Origin of the sequence: Enterobacter sp. CM29 (assembly GCF_013179605.1) — a bacterium.
GTDB lineage: Bacteria > Pseudomonadota > Gammaproteobacteria > Enterobacterales > Enterobacteriaceae > Enterobacter > Enterobacter intestinihominis.
Map to the genome: position 1 here is coordinate 15,893 of NZ_JABMCU010000025.1, position 15,098 is coordinate 30,990.

15 protein-coding genes are annotated in these 15,098 nt (G+C 54.5%); 11 read left to right on the forward strand and 4 right to left on the reverse strand.

All coding sequences use genetic code 11. The features are described from left to right. Positions 1 to 5 precede the first annotated feature (5 nt). Together HP459_RS05385 and ptsG are read left to right on the forward strand one after the other, a co-directional pair. Positions 6 to 800 (forward strand): metal-dependent hydrolase, encoded by a 795-nt coding sequence (locus tag HP459_RS05385; RefSeq protein ID WP_023299800.1) that lies wholly within the window; start codon positions 6 to 8, stop codon positions 798 to 800. Between the two features lie 298 nt (positions 801 to 1,098). Next, positions 1,099 to 2,532 carry a PTS glucose transporter subunit IIBC gene (gene ptsG, locus HP459_RS05390; RefSeq protein ID WP_006809245.1) on the forward strand — a complete coding sequence of 478 codons (1,434 nt, stop codon included), beginning with the start codon at positions 1,099 to 1,101 and terminating at the stop codon, positions 2,530 to 2,532. Between the two features lie 139 nt (positions 2,533 to 2,671). On the opposite strand, the gene fhuE is transcribed toward ptsG, so the two are convergent. After that, positions 2,672 to 4,861 (reverse strand): ferric-rhodotorulic acid/ferric-coprogen receptor FhuE, encoded by a 2,190-nt coding sequence (gene fhuE, locus HP459_RS05395; RefSeq protein ID WP_161177299.1) that lies wholly within the window; start codon positions 4,859 to 4,861, stop codon positions 2,672 to 2,674. Positions 4,862 to 5,214: 353 nt separating this feature from the next. Between fhuE and hinT the strand changes: the two genes are divergently transcribed. The 8 genes from hinT (at position 5,215) to HP459_RS05435 (ending at position 11,299) form a co-directional block, all read left to right on the forward strand. Continuing rightward, a complete protein-coding gene (gene hinT, locus HP459_RS05400; RefSeq protein ID WP_006809243.1) occupies positions 5,215 to 5,574 on the forward strand; it encodes a purine nucleoside phosphoramidase in 360 nt (119 codons plus the stop codon). Position 5,575: 1 nt separating this feature from the next. Next, positions 5,576 to 5,950 (forward strand): YcfL family protein, encoded by a 375-nt coding sequence (locus HP459_RS05405; RefSeq protein ID WP_038415836.1) that lies wholly within the window; start codon positions 5,576 to 5,578, stop codon positions 5,948 to 5,950. 13 nt (positions 5,951 to 5,963) lie between these two features. After that, positions 5,964 to 6,608 carry a penicillin-binding protein activator LpoB gene (gene lpoB / locus HP459_RS05410; RefSeq protein ID WP_085929697.1) on the forward strand — a complete coding sequence of 215 codons (645 nt, stop codon included), beginning with the start codon at positions 5,964 to 5,966 and terminating at the stop codon, positions 6,606 to 6,608. Beyond that, positions 6,589 to 7,413 (forward strand): thiamine kinase, encoded by an 825-nt coding sequence (gene thiK / locus HP459_RS05415; protein ID WP_048966196.1) that lies wholly within the window; start codon positions 6,589 to 6,591, stop codon positions 7,411 to 7,413. The genes lpoB and thiK overlap by 20 nt, the downstream gene beginning before the upstream one ends. 11 nt (positions 7,414 to 7,424) lie before the next feature. Beyond that, positions 7,425 to 8,450, forward strand: a complete 1,026-nt coding sequence (gene nagZ, locus HP459_RS05420) for a beta-N-acetylhexosaminidase (RefSeq protein ID WP_063146102.1) — start codon at positions 7,425 to 7,427, stop codon at positions 8,448 to 8,450. A gap of 31 nt (positions 8,451 to 8,481) precedes the next feature. Continuing rightward, positions 8,482 to 9,024, forward strand: coding sequence for an alpha/beta hydrolase YcfP (ycfP, locus tag HP459_RS05425; RefSeq protein ID WP_022647750.1), 543 nt, complete (start codon positions 8,482 to 8,484; stop codon positions 9,022 to 9,024). A 236-nt stretch (positions 9,025 to 9,260) separates the two neighbouring features. Beyond that, complete coding sequence (locus HP459_RS05430) at positions 9,261 to 10,565, forward strand: NAD(P)/FAD-dependent oxidoreductase (RefSeq protein ID WP_017693633.1); 1,305 nt, start codon at positions 9,261 to 9,263, stop codon at positions 10,563 to 10,565. 194 nt (positions 10,566 to 10,759) lie between these two features. Beyond that, entirely contained in the window at positions 10,760 to 11,299 is a 540-nt protein-coding gene (locus HP459_RS05435; RefSeq protein WP_017384715.1) for a glycine zipper 2TM domain-containing protein, read from the forward strand. Between the two features lie 59 nt (positions 11,300 to 11,358). Here the strand turns inward: HP459_RS05435 and comR are convergent, their stop codons facing one another. After that, a complete protein-coding gene (gene comR / locus HP459_RS05440; protein ID WP_022647753.1) occupies positions 11,359 to 11,994 on the reverse strand; it encodes a TetR family copper-responsive transcriptional repressor ComR in 636 nt (211 codons plus the stop codon). Positions 11,995 to 12,239: 245 nt separating this feature from the next. Here comR and bhsA point away from each other — a divergent pair, with 245 nt between their 5' ends. Next, the gene (gene bhsA, locus HP459_RS05445) at positions 12,240 to 12,497 is read left to right on the forward strand and encodes a multiple stress resistance protein BhsA (protein WP_006809234.1); all 258 of its coding nucleotides are present in this window, start codon (positions 12,240 to 12,242) and stop codon (positions 12,495 to 12,497) included. A 77-nt stretch (positions 12,498 to 12,574) separates the two neighbouring features. Here the strand turns inward: bhsA and HP459_RS05450 are convergent, their stop codons facing one another. Then, a complete protein-coding gene (locus tag HP459_RS05450) occupies positions 12,575 to 13,540 on the reverse strand; it encodes a L,D-transpeptidase family protein (RefSeq protein ID WP_155024227.1) in 966 nt (321 codons plus the stop codon). Between the two features lie 144 nt (positions 13,541 to 13,684). Next, a partial coding sequence (locus HP459_RS05455; protein WP_301540985.1) for a TRCF domain-containing protein occupies positions 13,685 to 15,098 on the reverse strand: 1,414 nt, incomplete at its 5' end.

The following is a 15,098-nucleotide window of genomic DNA, read 5'->3' on the forward strand; positions in this document are numbered from 1 at the left end:
ACATTATGTTTTTAGTCGACTCACACTGCCATCTCGATGGCCTGGATTATCAATCCCTGCATAAAAATGTAGACGACGTGCTGGCGAAAGCCGCCGCGCGCGATGTGAAATTTTGCCTGGCCGTGGCAACCACGTTGCCGGGTTACCGCTCCATGCGTGAACTGGTAGGCGAGCGCGATAATGTCGTCTTCTCCTGCGGCGTGCATCCGCTGAATCAGGATGAAGCGTACGATGTTGAGGATTTACGCCGTCTTGCCGCAGAAGAGGGCGTAGTGGCGATGGGCGAGACCGGCCTGGACTATTTCTACACTCCGGAAACGAAACCTCGCCAGCAGGAATCCTTCCGTAACCACATCCGCATTGGCCGGGAACTGAATAAGCCGGTTATCGTTCACACCCGAGATGCGCGCGCCGACACGCTGGGTATCCTGCGGGAAGAAAAGGTGACGGATTGCGGTGGCGTACTACACTGTTTCACAGAAGACAGAGAAACGGCGGGTAAGCTACTTGATTTGGGCTTTTATATCTCGTTCTCGGGGATTGTCACGTTCCGTAATGCTGAGCAACTGCGTGATGCGGCGCGCTATGTTCCGCTGGATCGTATTCTGGTGGAAACCGATTCCCCGTACCTGGCGCCGGTGCCTCATCGTGGCAAAGAGAACCAGCCAGCGATGACCCGGGATGTCGCTGAGTATATGGCCGTTCTGAAAGGTGTCAGTATTGAAGAACTGGCTCGCGTGACAACGGAAAACTTCGCCAGCCTGTTCCATATCGACCCCGCCCGCCTGCAATCTGTCTGATACACCTGTTATTTTTAGGCTCGTAATTAATAAGTAAAGCGAGTAAAGTTCACCGCCTCATTCGGGGCGGTGATGGCGTTTTTAGACACATCCAGACATGCTTTATGTAAATATCTGCAAGTTTTTTGGCCGTCTTGAACTGAAACGTGATAGCCGTCAAACAAACTCAGAGGGAATTATTTTACTCTGTGTAATAAATAAAGGGCGCTTAGATGTCCTGTCCACGGCGCGGTACTCCCCCCGGGCCAATGCGTGAAAACGTAAAAAAAAGCACAAATACTCAGGAGCACTCTCAATTATGTTTAAGAATGCATTTGCTAACCTGCAAAAGGTCGGTAAATCGCTGATGCTGCCAGTATCCGTACTGCCTATCGCAGGTATCCTGCTGGGTGTCGGTTCTGCAAACTTCAGCTGGCTGCCAGCCGTAGTTTCCCACGTGATGGCCGAAGCAGGCGGTTCTGTTTTTGCTAACATGCCGCTGATCTTCGCTATCGGTGTTGCTCTGGGCTTCACCAATAACGACGGTGTTTCCGCTCTGGCGTCCGTTGTTGCTTACGGCATCATGGTGAAAACCATGGCTGTGGTTGCGCCGCTGGTACTGCATTTACCTGCTGAAGAGATTGCCGCTAAGCACCTGGCGGACACCGGTGTTCTCGGTGGTATCATCTCCGGTGCGATTGCAGCGTATATGTTTAACCGCTTCTATCGCATCAAGCTGCCTGAGTATCTGGGCTTCTTCGCGGGTAAACGTTTTGTGCCGATCATTTCTGGTCTGGCCGCGATTTTCACCGGTGTGGTCCTGTCCTTCATCTGGCCACCAATCGGTACGGCAATCCAGACCTTCTCTCAGTGGGCAGCTTACCAGAACCCGGTTGTGGCGTTCGGTATCTACGGCTTCATTGAGCGCTGCCTGGTACCATTTGGTCTGCACCACATCTGGAACGTTCCATTCCAGATGCAGATTGGTGAATACACCAACGCAGCAGGTCAGGTGTTCCACGGCGACATCCCACGCTACATGGCGGGCGACCCAACGGCAGGTAAACTGTCTGGTGGCTTCCTGTTCAAAATGTACGGTCTGCCGGCCGCTGCAATTGCTATCTGGCACTCTGCTAAACCAGAGAACCGTGCAAAAGTGGGCGGTATCATGATCTCCGCAGCGCTGACCTCGTTCCTGACCGGTATCACCGAGCCGATCGAGTTCTCCTTCATGTTCGTTGCGCCGATCCTGTACATCATCCACGCGGTACTGGCAGGTCTGGCATTCCCAATCTGTATCCTGCTGGGTATGCGTGACGGTACGTCCTTCTCTCACGGCCTGATCGACTTCATCGTTCTGTCCGGTAACAGCAGCAAGCTGTGGCTGTTCCCAATCGTGGGTGCGGGCTACGCAGTGGTGTACTACACCGTCTTCCGCGTGCTGATCAAAGCACTGGACCTGAAAACGCCGGGTCGTGAAGATGCAACGGAAGACAGCAAAGCCGGTGTGACCAGCGAAATGGCACCTGCTCTGGTTGCTGCTTTCGGCGGTAAAGAGAACATCACTAACCTGGACGCGTGTATCACTCGTCTGCGTGTGAGCGTTGCCGACGTTGCGAAAGTCGACCAGCCGGGTCTGAAAAAACTGGGCGCAGCAGGCGTCGTTGTTGCAGGTTCTGGTGTTCAGGCAATCTTCGGAACGAAATCCGATAACCTGAAAACCGAAATGGATGAGTACATCCGCAACAACTAAGCTGTGATCTGGGGAGACTAAGGCAGCCGATTGGCTGCCTTTTTTATTATTGCGGTTTGTGGTGCCGGGTGGCGGCTGCGCCTAACCCGGCCTACGTGATGGGTAGGCCCGGTAAGCGCAGCGCCACCGGGCTTAATACTCAGAAGTCGTAGCTCGCGCTCACCGAAACGTTCAGTGGCGCGCCATACACTACATACGATCCGACGTAGTCGTAATATTCTTTGTCGAACAGGTTGTTGACGTTAGCCTGAACAGCAAAGTCTTTGGTGACCTGAAAGCGACTGAACAGGTTCACCAGCCCATAGCTGCCTTGCTCCGCGCGGGAACGTCCTGCCGGACCGCCTTCCACGTCCGTCCACACTTTGTTCTGCCAGTTTACGCCACCGCCCACGGTCAGTTCCGGCAGCATTGGCAGTTGATAACGGGTGAACAGTTTCATGGTTGTGCGTGGCTGATCGGAGCTGACGGCGTTGCCATTCTTATCTTCTGCAATGTAACGCGTCGCGCCAAAGGTCAGCTGCCAGTTATCGGTCAGTGCACCGTTGAGCTCAAACTCGACCCCTTTGCTGACCACCCCGTCCAGCGATTCATAAATCGACTCACCGCTCGGCATGTAGGTATACGTGTTGCTGGCCACGTTATCCTGCTCAATGCGGAAAATCGCCAGCGAGGTGGTGAGGCGGGTATTAAACCAGTCTGCCTTCACCCCGGCTTCGTAGCTTTTACCCGTGGTAGGGTCGAGATAACGTCCACTGGCATTGCGCTTATCCTGCGGCTGGAAGATAGAGGTATAGCTGACGTAGGTCGACCAGTCCTCATTGATGTCATATACAAGGCCGGCATACGGCGTGACATCATCTTTGGTGCTTTCCAGACGTGTATTCGGCGAACCAGCGGGGTTATAGCGAATGTTGTATTGGGTGTAACGCGCCCCCAGGATCAGGTGCAACGGATCGGCGAGTGAGAAACGCGCAGAGGAATAGGCTGAAGACTGGCGAATATCATCCTTGCTGTAGAGTTTCCACGGCGTCCACTGCGGATCGGCAATATTCCCGTTCCAGTTCTTAAAGTTGCCGACATCAACCATGCCGTATACTGCATCCGGCATGGTGTTGTCGTAATGGTTACGCTGACGGCTAAAGCTGCCGCCGAACATCATCTCGTGCTGACGGCCAAAGAGATCGAAACCGCCGCGCAGGAAGGCATCGACCGCATCCTGTTTGCGTTCCCCGCGGTTCCAGCCGCCGTAACCCACCAGGCCCGCGCCGGTCTCTTTATCCGGATAACCGGACATATACATCAGCTTAGAGTCAAAGTTGGTTTCAGCATGCATGCCGTTGATGTGCGCTTCCCAGCCATTATCGAAACGCTGGGTCAGGTTAGCGAAGATGCGGGTGCTGTCTTTATCTGAATAGGCCCAGTCAGGCGCGACGGTCTGGCTGCGATTGTAGTTGGTCTTACTTCCGTCGCTGTACCAGGTCGGCAGCCCACCCCAGGTTGGGTCGGCGGTATGGCTTTCCTGATACTCATACCCTACAGAGAGGGTCGTGCTGTCGGTAACATCTGCATCCATCACGCCGTAGAGGAATTTCTTCCGGTAGTGGTAGTTATCCACGAAGCTGTCGTTGTCCTGATAACCCGTGATCAGACGACCCCGTACCTTACCTGATTCCACTAGCGGCGCCTGGAGATCCAGCACGTAACGCTGCTTGTCCCAGCTGCCGTAGCTGGCGGAGACGTTGCCTTTAAATTCCTGGCTGTCCGCATGCTTGCGCACCATATTAACGTACGCCGCCGGGTTGCCCGTCCCGGACATCAGGCCTGTGGCGCCGCGGACCACTTCAATGCGGTCATAAATTGCGGTATCGGCGGCGGTATCACCAAAGTTCCACACTTCACTGATGGACGTTGGAAGGTCGTCATAGGCGTAGTTGCTGACGAAAAATCCGCGTGAGTAAAATACGGTACGATCGCTGTCCTGCACCTGCGCCGTAATGCCCGTGGTGTTCGTCAGCACCTGGCCGATGGATTGCAGATTCTGGTCAGCCATACGTTGCTGACTGATAACGCTGACGGACTGTGGGATGTCGCGGGGAACCAGCAACAGTTTGGTGCCGGTGGTGGTGGTTTTTACGCTGTAATCCTGGTCCTGGCTGGCAGAAAGATCCTGTGTGTTATCAAAACCCCCATCAACGACGACGGTATCTTCGGCTGTTGAAGCAGCGAAAGCGGTGGTTGGCGTCAATGCCATAGCAATGCAGGCGGCCAGCAACGAAGGTGTTGCGGCAGGCTGACGTTGCCCATCCCTGGTGTGATTAATGAAAGACATCATCAAACCCTTAGTGAATGGTGAAGGTAGTGCGCGACAGTCCCGCTAGCACGGGCTGACGTCGTTTTCTATGTTAAAAATGCGCATGAAAATGCAAATGCGAAATATACGCATTGTGATTAACGCTGTAAACAGATGTTTCGGGATGAACTGAAATCAGGTTTCAGAAAAGAAATGTCCTAAAGCGATGCCTCTTCAGCCAGATGGGCGATAATCAGGAAAGAAATCACGGGAGAAGGTTGAAAGGACAGGAGAAACTCGCTCATACTCTTGTGTTGTGTCACACAGTAAAACAGACAATGTGTGTTAACAACGGACGCACGACGCCAGATTAAACTTAAAAGGAAAAGGTCATGGCTGAAGAAACGATTTTCAGTAAAATTATCCGCCGCGAAATTCCGTCGGATATTGTCTATCAGGATGAACTGGTCACGGCTTTCCGCGACATTTCTCCCCAGGCGCCGACGCACATCCTTATTATTCCCAATATTCTGATTCCGACCGTCAATGACGTTAAAACCGAGCATGAAGTGGCGCTGGGCCGTATGCTTACGGTGGCCGCGAAAATTGCTGAGCAGGAAGGGATTGCTGAAGATGGATACCGTTTGATCATGAACTGTAATCGCCATGGCGGCCAGGAAGTCTATCATATTCATATGCATCTTCTGGGTGGACGTCCACTGGGACCGATGCTGGCACATAAAGGTCTTTAATATGTTAACTGGGCGTATTGCAGCGCTGATCGTGACGCTGGTTATGGTTGGGTGCAGCGCGCGTCCCGCCATCCCGGTCAGTGAAGAACAGACGCTGGTGATGGAGTCCTCAGTGCTTGCTGCGGGCATCACGGCGGAAAAGCCTTCGTTGACCATAAGCGAAATCCAGTCTTCTGCCTCCTCTACGCTCTATAACGAAAGGCAAGAGCCAGTGACGGTGCATTATCGCTTCTACTGGTATGACGTGAGAGGTCTTGAGATGCACCCGCTTGAGGCGCCGCGTAGCGTGACGGTCCCGGCAAGATCGTCGGTCACGCTCTACGGCAGCGCCAGCTATCTGGGTGCACATAAGGTGAGACTTTATCTTTATTTGTAAGGAGTGAACCTTGATTAAAACAATGAGCCGTTATGCGCTCCTGAGTGCGTTCGCACTCTTTCTGGCAGGCTGTGTGACGCGAACGGAAGAACCTGCACCGGTGGATCAGGCGAAGCCGGGAACGGAACAGCCAACAACACCGGCGCAACCTGTTCCAACCGTGCCGTCTGTACCGACTATTCCGGCGCAGCCTGGCCCGATCGAACATCCGGACGATACCGCGCAGCCTGCGCCGCGAGTTCGGCACTATGACTGGAACGGCGCGATGCAGCCGATGGTGGGCAAAATGTTGCAGGCACAGGGCGTTACGCCTGGCAGTGTGCTGCTGGTGGACAGCGTGAACAACCGTACAAACGGTTCACTGAATGCGGGAGAAGCGACGGAAACCCTGCGCAACGCGCTGGCAAACAACGGTAAATTTACGCTGGTCTCAGCCCAGCAGCTCGCGGTCGCCAAGCAACAGCTTGGTCTGTCGCCTCAGGACAGCCTGGGTTCGCGCAGTAAAGCGATTGGTATCGCCCGCAACGTTGGTGCGCAGTATGTCCTTTATTCTAACGCGACAGGCAACGTGAACACGCCGTCGTTGCAGATGCAGTTAATGCTGGTTCAAACCGGCGAAATTATCTGGTCAGGTAAAGGTGCCGTTACGCAACAATAAGCGCACGCGTCAGGATGTCCAGACGCGTTATTTCCCCCAGTACCGTGTTATCGCGCCGCAAGCCCCCGTCGGGCTTGGCGGCGCGAGTTGCATTATTGAGCGTGGCGACCATCGGCTGGTTTTACGTCAGCATCACGATGCCGCCGCGCCTGCCGCCCATTTTCGTCGCCAGTTCCGCGCCCTGAAGCGCCTTCCCGGCGACCTTGCCCCGAAACCTCATCTCTTTATCAGGGACTGGATGGCGGTGGCGTTTATTGCGGGTGAGATCAAAAGCGAGCTTCCCGATACGCCCACGCTGGCAGCCATGCTGTATCATCTGCATCGACAGCCGCGTCTGGGCTGGCGGGTGACGTTACTTCCATTACTGGATAGCTATTGGCAGCAGGCTGCGCCTGGACGACGCACGCCCTTCTGGCTGGCGCAGCTTAAGCGGCTGCGTAAAGCGGGAGAGCCGAAGGCGTTACGTCTGGCGCCGCTGCATATGGATGTCCATGCGGGGAATATCGTTCATACCACGGCGGGCGAGAAACTTATCGACTGGGAATATGCCGGGGACGGTGACGTGGCGCTTGAACTCGCTGCGGTCTGGATGCCTGATGAGGCTTCGCGCGTGCAGCTGATAACCGCCTATGCCCGAAACGCCAACATAAATGTACTCACCCTTGCGCGGCAGGTCGCGCGCTGGCGTCCGTGGGTGCTGATGCTGATGGCGGGATGGTTTGAAATGCGCCTTCAGCAGACAGATGACGAACAATTTATTGCGCTGGCAAATGATGCCTGGCGTCAGTTACAAACGAAAGGATAAGAGAGGTTGGTGTGGGTCCAGTAATGTTGGATGTTGAAGGGTTTGAGCTTGATGCGGAAGAGCGCGAAATTCTGGCGCACCCGCTGGTAGGGGGGCTGATTCTTTTCACCCGCAATTATCACGATCCGGCGCAGTTGCGCGAGCTGGTTCGCCAGATCCGCGCGGCGTCACGCAATCGCCTGGTGGTGGCCGTCGACCAGGAAGGTGGACGCGTGCAGCGTTTCCGCGAAGGGTTTACCCGTTTACCCGCCGCACAATCTTTTGCTGCGCTGCTGGGTGCTGAAGAGGGCGGTCAACTGGCGCAGGACGCAGGCTGGCTGATGGCCAGCGAGATGATCGCCATGGATATCGATATCAGCTTCGCCCCGGTGCTGGACGTAGGACACATTAGCGCGGCAATTGGTGAGCGTTCGTATCATGACGATCCACGTATCGCGCTGGCAATGGCGACGCGCTTCATTGACGGTATGCACGATGCGGGCATGAAAACCACCGGCAAGCATTTCCCGGGCCACGGGGCGGTGACGGCGGATTCCCATAAAGAAACCCCGCGCGATCCGCGCCCGGAAGCAGACATTCGCGCTAAAGATATGTCTGTTTTCCGCTCGCTGATTACCGATAACAAGCTGGACGCTATTATGCCTGCGCACGTCATCTACAGTGACGTTGATCCGCGTCCGGCCAGCGGCTCTCCGCACTGGCTTAAAACCGTGCTGCGTCAGGAGTTGGGCTTCAATGGCGTTATTTTCTCTGACGATTTATCCATGGAAGGGGCGGCGATCATGGGAAGCTATGCCGAACGTGGGCAGGCTTCGCTGGATGCAGGTTGCGATATGATCCTCGTCTGCAATAATCGTAAAGGGGCGGTGAGCGTGCTGGATAACCTGTCGCCGATCAATGCTGAACGTGTTACACAATTGTATCATAAAGGTTCATTTAGTCGTCAGGAGCTGATGGACTCGGCGCGCTGGAAATCGGTAAACGCCCGGCTTGAAGCCCTGAACGAGCGCTGGCAGGCACATAAAGCAGCCCTTTAATTCATCCCGGAAGGCGTAGCGTGGTGAGACGATGATCATTTATTTACACGGTTTTGACTCAAACAGTCCTGGTAATCATGAGAAAGTGCTGCAATTGCAGTTTATCGATCCGGATGTCCGGCTGATCAGTTACAGCACGCGTCATCCGAAACATGACATGCAGCATCTGCTTAAAGAAGTGGACAAAATGTTGCAGCTCAATATCGACGATCGTCCGCTGATCTGCGGCGTGGGGTTGGGGGGATACTGGGCAGAGCGCATCGGTTTTTTGTGCGATATCCGTCAGGTCATTTTTAATCCTAACCTGTTTCCAAACGAAAACATGGAAGGCAAGATTGACCGTCCGGAAGAGTACGCCGATATCGCAACAAAATGCGTGAGCAATTTCCGCGAAAAGAACCGCGACCGGTGTCTGGCGATCCTCTCCCGCAACGATGAAGCGCTGGACAGCTCCCGCGCTGCCGAACTTCTGCATCATTACTACGAAATTGTCTGGGACGAAGAGCAGACCCACAAGTTCAAAAATATTTCCCCGCACTTGCAGCGTATTAAGGCCTTTAAAACGCTGGGCTGAACTCCCTGAACCTGACAAAGGCCCGGTACGTGAAAGCGTGCCGGGCCTCTTTTTTGTCAGAGTTGTCTACTTTTAAACCATCAAAACTTGATACATATCAATTTTGGTATGACCAATGCGCCTGACGTGCTATTCTCAATGAATCTGAATGGTTTCAGCGCAGTAACCTGTTGTTAATTAAGGGTTATTTATATAACTTTTAATTAACAATTGGTTAATAATTTGAGGGGGTCACGTTGACTACGCCATTGAAAAAGATAGTGATTGTCGGCGGTGGTGCTGGCGGACTGGAGCTGGCGACGCAGCTGGGTAAGAAACTGGGTCGCGGTAAGAAAGCCAAAATCACGCTGGTGGATCGTAACCACAGCCATCTGTGGAAGCCGTTACTGCACGAAGTGGCGACCGGGTCGCTGGATGAGGGCGTGGATGCGCTCAGCTATCTGGCGCATGCGCGTAACCACCACTTCCAGTTCCAGCTGGGTTCGGTGGTGGACATCAACCGTGAAAACAAAACCATCACGCTGGCTGAGCTGCGTGATGATAAAGGCGAGCTGCTGGTTCCTGAGCGCAAGCTGGCCTATGACACGTTGGTGATGGCCCTGGGCAGTACGTCCAATGATTTCAACACCCCAGGCGTAAAAGAGCACTGTATCTTCCTGGATAACCCGCATCAGGCGCGTCGTTTCCATCAGGAGATGCTTAACCTGTTCCTGAAGTACACCAACAACATGGGTGCTAACGGCAAGGTTAACATTGCTATCGTGGGCGGCGGCGCAACGGGCGTTGAATTATCGGCGGAGTTGCACAATGCGGTCAAACAGCTGCACAGCTACGGCTACAAAGGACTGACTAATGAAGCGCTGAATGTGACGCTGGTGGAAGCAGGTGAACGTATTCTGCCTGCGCTGCCGCCGCGTATTTCCGGCGCGGCGCACAACGAGCTGACCAAACTGGGCGTGCGCGTGCTGACCCAGACCATGGTGACCAGCGCGGATGAGGGCGGACTGCATACCAAAGACGGCGAATACATCCAGGCCGACCTGATGGTCTGGGCTGCGGGGATCAAAGCGCCTGATTTCATGAAAGATATCGGTGGGCTGGAGACAAACCGTATTAACCAGCTGGTGACAGAGCCGACGCTGCAAACCACGCGCGATCCGGACATCTTCGCTATCGGCGACTGTGCCTCCTGCGCGCGTCCGGAAGGCGGGTTTGTGCCTCCTCGCGCCCAGGCCGCGCACCAGATGGCAAGCCTCGTGCTGCATAACATCCTGGCGCAGATGAAAGGCAAACCGATGAAAGCCTATGTCTACAAAGACCACGGCTCTCTGGTGTCGCTCTCAAACTTTTCAACCGTGGGCAGCCTGATGGGCAACCTGATGCGCGGCTCCATGATGGTGGAAGGGCGCATCGCCCGCTTCGTGTACATTTCTCTGTACCGTATGCACCAGATTGCGCTGCACGGCTACTTCAAAACCGGCCTGATGATGCTGGTCGGCCGCATCAACCGCGTTATCCGCCCACGCCTGAAGCTGCACTAATTTCTCCCTCCCTCCGGGCTCTCCGGAGGGAGTTCTTAGCACATCATGCTGTGCATTTCGCTCCTGACGCTTAAGAGTTCTCTTAAACAGACGCTATCCCAGCTCATCCCCCGGTTTTTTGATCCTTTATCTTATTGGCGAAGCGTTTATTGCGCTGCAAAATTGCTACCAATTGCAACAAAGGAGGAAGTCCCGTGAATAAATCAATGTTGGCGGGTATAGGGATTGGCGTCGCAGCTGCGTTAGGTGTGGCTGCCGTTGCCAGTCTGAACGTACTTGATCGTGGCCCGCAGTATGCGCAGGTGGTTTCCGCTACACCGATTAAAGAGACGGTCAAGACGCCTCGTCAGGAGTGCCGTAATGTTTCTGTCACCCATCGTCGTCCGGTTCAGGATGAAAACCGTATCGCTGGCTCCGTGCTGGGCGCGGTTGCTGGTGGGGTGATTGGTCATCAGTTTGGTGGTGGCCGTGGTAAGGATGTCGCGACGGTAGTTGGTGCGCTGGGTGGCGGTTATGCCGGTAACCAGGTGCAGGGCGCGATGCAGGAAAATGATACCTACACCACAACGCAGCAGCGCTGTAAAACCGTGTATGACAAGTCTGAAAAAATGTTGGGCTACGACGTAACCTACAAAATTGGCGATCAGCAGGGCAAAATCCGCATGGATAAAGATCCTGGTACGCAGATCCCTCTCGACAGCAATGGTCAGCTGATACTGAATAACAAAGTGTAAAAAAGATGTTCTCTGAACTTAGCTCCTCATGCGCTCAGGCTGAGGAGCTTTTTTTTGCGTCAGAGTTTAAGAAGTTCAGGCCACAGGCGCAGCGTTGTTTGCGTAATCCCCTGCAGTTTTTCCAGCGTCGCGCCTTCACGGGCGCTGATGGACATCCCCTGTAGAATACAGCTCAGATACTGGGCCAGCTCCTGCGGACGGCAATGCGCCGGAATTTCACCGCGCTGCTGGCGTTGAGCCAGAAACGTGCTGAGCGTCTCCTCCTGCATCGCATGGCGCGATTTGACCGTGTTGGCAATCTCTTTCGACGATGCCGCGAGGGTCGCGGAGGTGTTGATCATAAAACAGCCCGCGGGCGTGTCTTTACTGGTAAAGCAGGTTGCGACTGCGCAGAAATAATCCTGCAATGCCTGCTCAACCGTTTTTTCTTCACAGAATAGCTGGGCTTCGTGTTTTGCCGCGAAGCGCGAGATGTATCTGTCCAGTACGGCCCGGAATAAGCCTTCTTTGTTGGTGAACTCTGCGTACAGGGTAGGGGCTTTCGCGCCCGTTGCTTCCACCAGGTCGGAGAGCGACGTGGCTTCATACCCATGCTGCCAGAAGAGCGTCATGGCCTTATCGAGCGCCGCATCCCTGTCGAACACTTTTGGTCGGCCACGGCTTTTCTTTGCGCAACGCGTGACATCGGTTGTCATGTGCCGTTGGTCCTCTGTTGTTTTGTTGAATAGTCATTATAAAAATAAACGTCTGCGACGACCAGCGGTGATTTCTTAAAAATAATTTAATTTTATCTTTATGAAATATAAGGAAAATGAAATTAATTTAACGACCATTATAAAAATGGGTTGACGTGTGACCTGGATCACATCTATCATTTACCTATCGATCGTTAACTAAATAACTAACGACCACTACATCATCTGCCCAAAGGTATAAAATCATGAAAAACGTTAAAACCCTCATCGCTGCCGCCGTTCTGAGTTCACTCTCTTTCGCAAGCTTCGCTGCTGTTGAAGTGCAATCCACTCCAGCAGACCAGCAGAAAGTCGGTACCATCTCTGCCACTGCCGGGACTAACCTCGGCTCTCTGGAAGATCAGCTGGCACAAAAAGCTGACGAAATGGGTGCGAAATCATTCCGCATCACCTCTGTGACCGGTCCTAACACCCTGCACGGTACCGCAGTTATCTACAAATAAGCGTAACGCAACCCTCCGTTATGCCACTGCAAAAAAAAACGCCCTGCTAATGCAGGGCGTTTGTCGTTATTACCGTTCTACATTGACTGCTGAGCAACCTCATGATGCCGCGTGACATCGGTTGGCATCCCCGAGCGCGCTTCCATCGCCCGCTCCATCACTGCGCCATCGGTGTTTGCATTCGTTTTAAAGCTCACCATCGAGGCATTCAGATTAATCGGCAGCGTCTGCGGATCGTCATTAATGTTTTTCGATAGCGGCTGGTGGATCTCAACCAGACGGACGCCACCCGGCTCTTCAGACACTTTAATCGGCGTATTGATGATATTCACTTTCGTGCCAGGGGCGATCACGCGGTAGAGCGTTTTGATGTCGTCATCGCGCAGGCGAATGCAGCCGGAGCTGACGCGCATCCCGATACCAAAATCCGCATTCGTTCCGTGCAGAAGATAAACCCCACCGTAGGCCGCCAGGCGAATTGCATGGTGCCCCATCGGATTATCCGGGCCCGCGGGAACCACGGCAGGGAGATCGATACCCTGTGCCTTATAGCGGGCGCGGATGTTTGCCGTCGGAGTCCAGGTTGGATTAGCGCGCTTGTCGGAGACGGTGGTCACCATGGTCGGCGTGAGCGTATCGCCTCCCAGCTGGCCGATGCCGATAGGGTAGACGGTTACTTCATTTTTCCCCGGCGGGTAATAGTAAAGACGCAGCTCGGCGAGGTTTATCACAATCCCCTGACGCGGCGCGTCCGGCAGGATGGTTTGCAGCGGAATCGTCAGTACGCTGCCCGCCCGGGGCACATAGGGATCTACGCCCGGGTTGGCCTGCAACAGCGCCAGGAACCCGACGTTATATTTTTTAGCAATCGCTTCCAGCGAACCGCCATCGTTTTCAACCACGTGAAAGCGGTTTTCACCTACGATGTTGCTGCCGGCGGGCGGAAGAGGCCAGGTATTGGCGCGAGCAGGGAGCGCGACGGCAACCGTCGCGGCCAGCGCAACCAGAGTTAACCAGCGGGTAAAACGCGAAGAAATCATCATTATCATAATCCGTACAAATGATAAGGTTATTGTTTTATAAGGCGTTAATGATAATTATGGCGAATGTATGGTCGGGAAGATCGGGCGAAGTGCAAAGAGTTTGTAAATTGTCCCCCACCAGCCGGGCGCTGGCGGGGGAAACCGTTATGCGATGGCGTTCTCTTCCAACTGACGCATAAAGTTACGCACCCAGTCCATGCGGATTTTACGTTCCGTCAGATCCTGAGTAAATTTCAGACGCGTCGGGCCATCAAGACGGAAATGCTGCGGCTGTTTTTGCAGAAGGCCAATCAGCCACATCGGATCGACGTGGTTCTTCTCGGCAAACTCAATTACGCCGCCTTTCTCGTTGCCTTCAAGCTTGCGAATGCCCAGCTTCTGCGCCTGCTGACGCAGGCGGGCAATATCCAGCAGGTTGCGCGCCGCATCGGGCAATATCCCAAAACGGTCAATCAGTTCGACTTTAATCTCTTCCAGCTCGCCTTCGCTTTTCGCGCTGGCAATGCGTTTGTAGAACGACAGACGGGTATTCACGTCAGGAATAAAATCATCCGGCAACAGGGAAGGCATGCGCAGTTCCACTTCGGTCTGCTGGCTGGTGAGATCTTCCAGAGACGGTTCACGTCCGGCTTTAAGCGCGTCGACGGCATTTTCCAGCAGCTCCATATACAGAGAAAAACCGATGGTTTCCATGGAGCCGCTCTGGTCTTCACCCAACAACTCACCGGCGCCGCGGATCTCCAGGTCGTGCGTCGCCAGCGCAAAGCCAGCACCCAGATCTTCCAGCGAGGCGATAGCTTCCAGACGCTTTTGCGCGTCGGTGGTCATCGCCTTCGGATGCGGCGTCAGCAGCCACGCGTAGGCCTGATGGTGCGAACGCCCGACGCGCCCGCGCAGCTGATGCAGCTGGGCCAGGCCGAAGTGATCCGCGCGTTCGATGATGATGGTGTTCGCCGTCGGAATGTCGATCCCGGTCTCAATGATGGTGGTACATACCAGCACGTTGAAACGCTGATGGTGGAAGTCGTTCATCACCCGCTCCAGCTCGCGCTCGCGCATCTGGCCGTGACCAATGGCGATGCGCGCTTCCGGCACCAGCTCTGCCAGCCTGTCGGCGGCTTTCTGAATGTTTTCAACGTCGTTATACAGGTAATATACCTGGCCGCCGCGCAGCACTTCACGCAGGATCGCCTCGCGAACCACCAGATTGTCGTACTCGCGAACAAAGGTTTTCACCGCCAGACGGCGCGCCGGCGGGGTGGCAATAATCGACAGATCGCGCATGCCGCTCATCGCCATATTCAGGGTGCGCGGGATCGGCGTGGCGGTCAGGGTCAGAATGTCGACGTCGGCGCGCATCGCTTTGATGCGCTCTTTGTGGCGCACCCCGAAGCGGTGCTCTTCGTCGACGATCAGCAGCCCCAGATCTTTCCACTTCACGTCACTTTGCAGCAGCTTGTGAGTGCCGATCAGAATATCAATTTTGCCTTCACTTGCCTGCTCCAGGATCTGCGTCTGCTCTTTGGCACTGCGGAAGCGGGACAACATTTCGATACGT

Coding starts and splice junctions, on each gene's coding strand:
- HP459_RS05385 (WP_023299800.1), top strand. CDS start 6: ATGTTTTTAGTCGACTCACACTGCCATCTCGATGGCCTGGATTATCAA.
- ptsG (WP_006809245.1), top strand. CDS start 1,099: ATGTTTAAGAATGCATTTGCTAACCTGCAAAAGGTCGGTAAATCGCTG.
- fhuE (WP_161177299.1), bottom strand. CDS start 4,861: ATGTCTTTCATTAATCACACCAGGGATGGGCAACGTCAGCCTGCCGCA.
- hinT (WP_006809243.1), top strand. CDS start 5,215: ATGGCTGAAGAAACGATTTTCAGTAAAATTATCCGCCGCGAAATTCCG.
- HP459_RS05405 (WP_038415836.1), top strand. CDS start 5,576: ATGTTAACTGGGCGTATTGCAGCGCTGATCGTGACGCTGGTTATGGTT.
- ycfP (WP_022647750.1), top strand. CDS start 8,482: ATGATCATTTATTTACACGGTTTTGACTCAAACAGTCCTGGTAATCAT.
- comR (WP_022647753.1), bottom strand. CDS start 11,994: ATGACAACCGATGTCACGCGTTGCGCAAAGAAAAGCCGTGGCCGACCA.
- bhsA (WP_006809234.1), top strand. CDS start 12,240: ATGAAAAACGTTAAAACCCTCATCGCTGCCGCCGTTCTGAGTTCACTC.
- HP459_RS05450 (WP_155024227.1), bottom strand. CDS start 13,540: ATGATGATTTCTTCGCGTTTTACCCGCTGGTTAACTCTGGTTGCGCTG.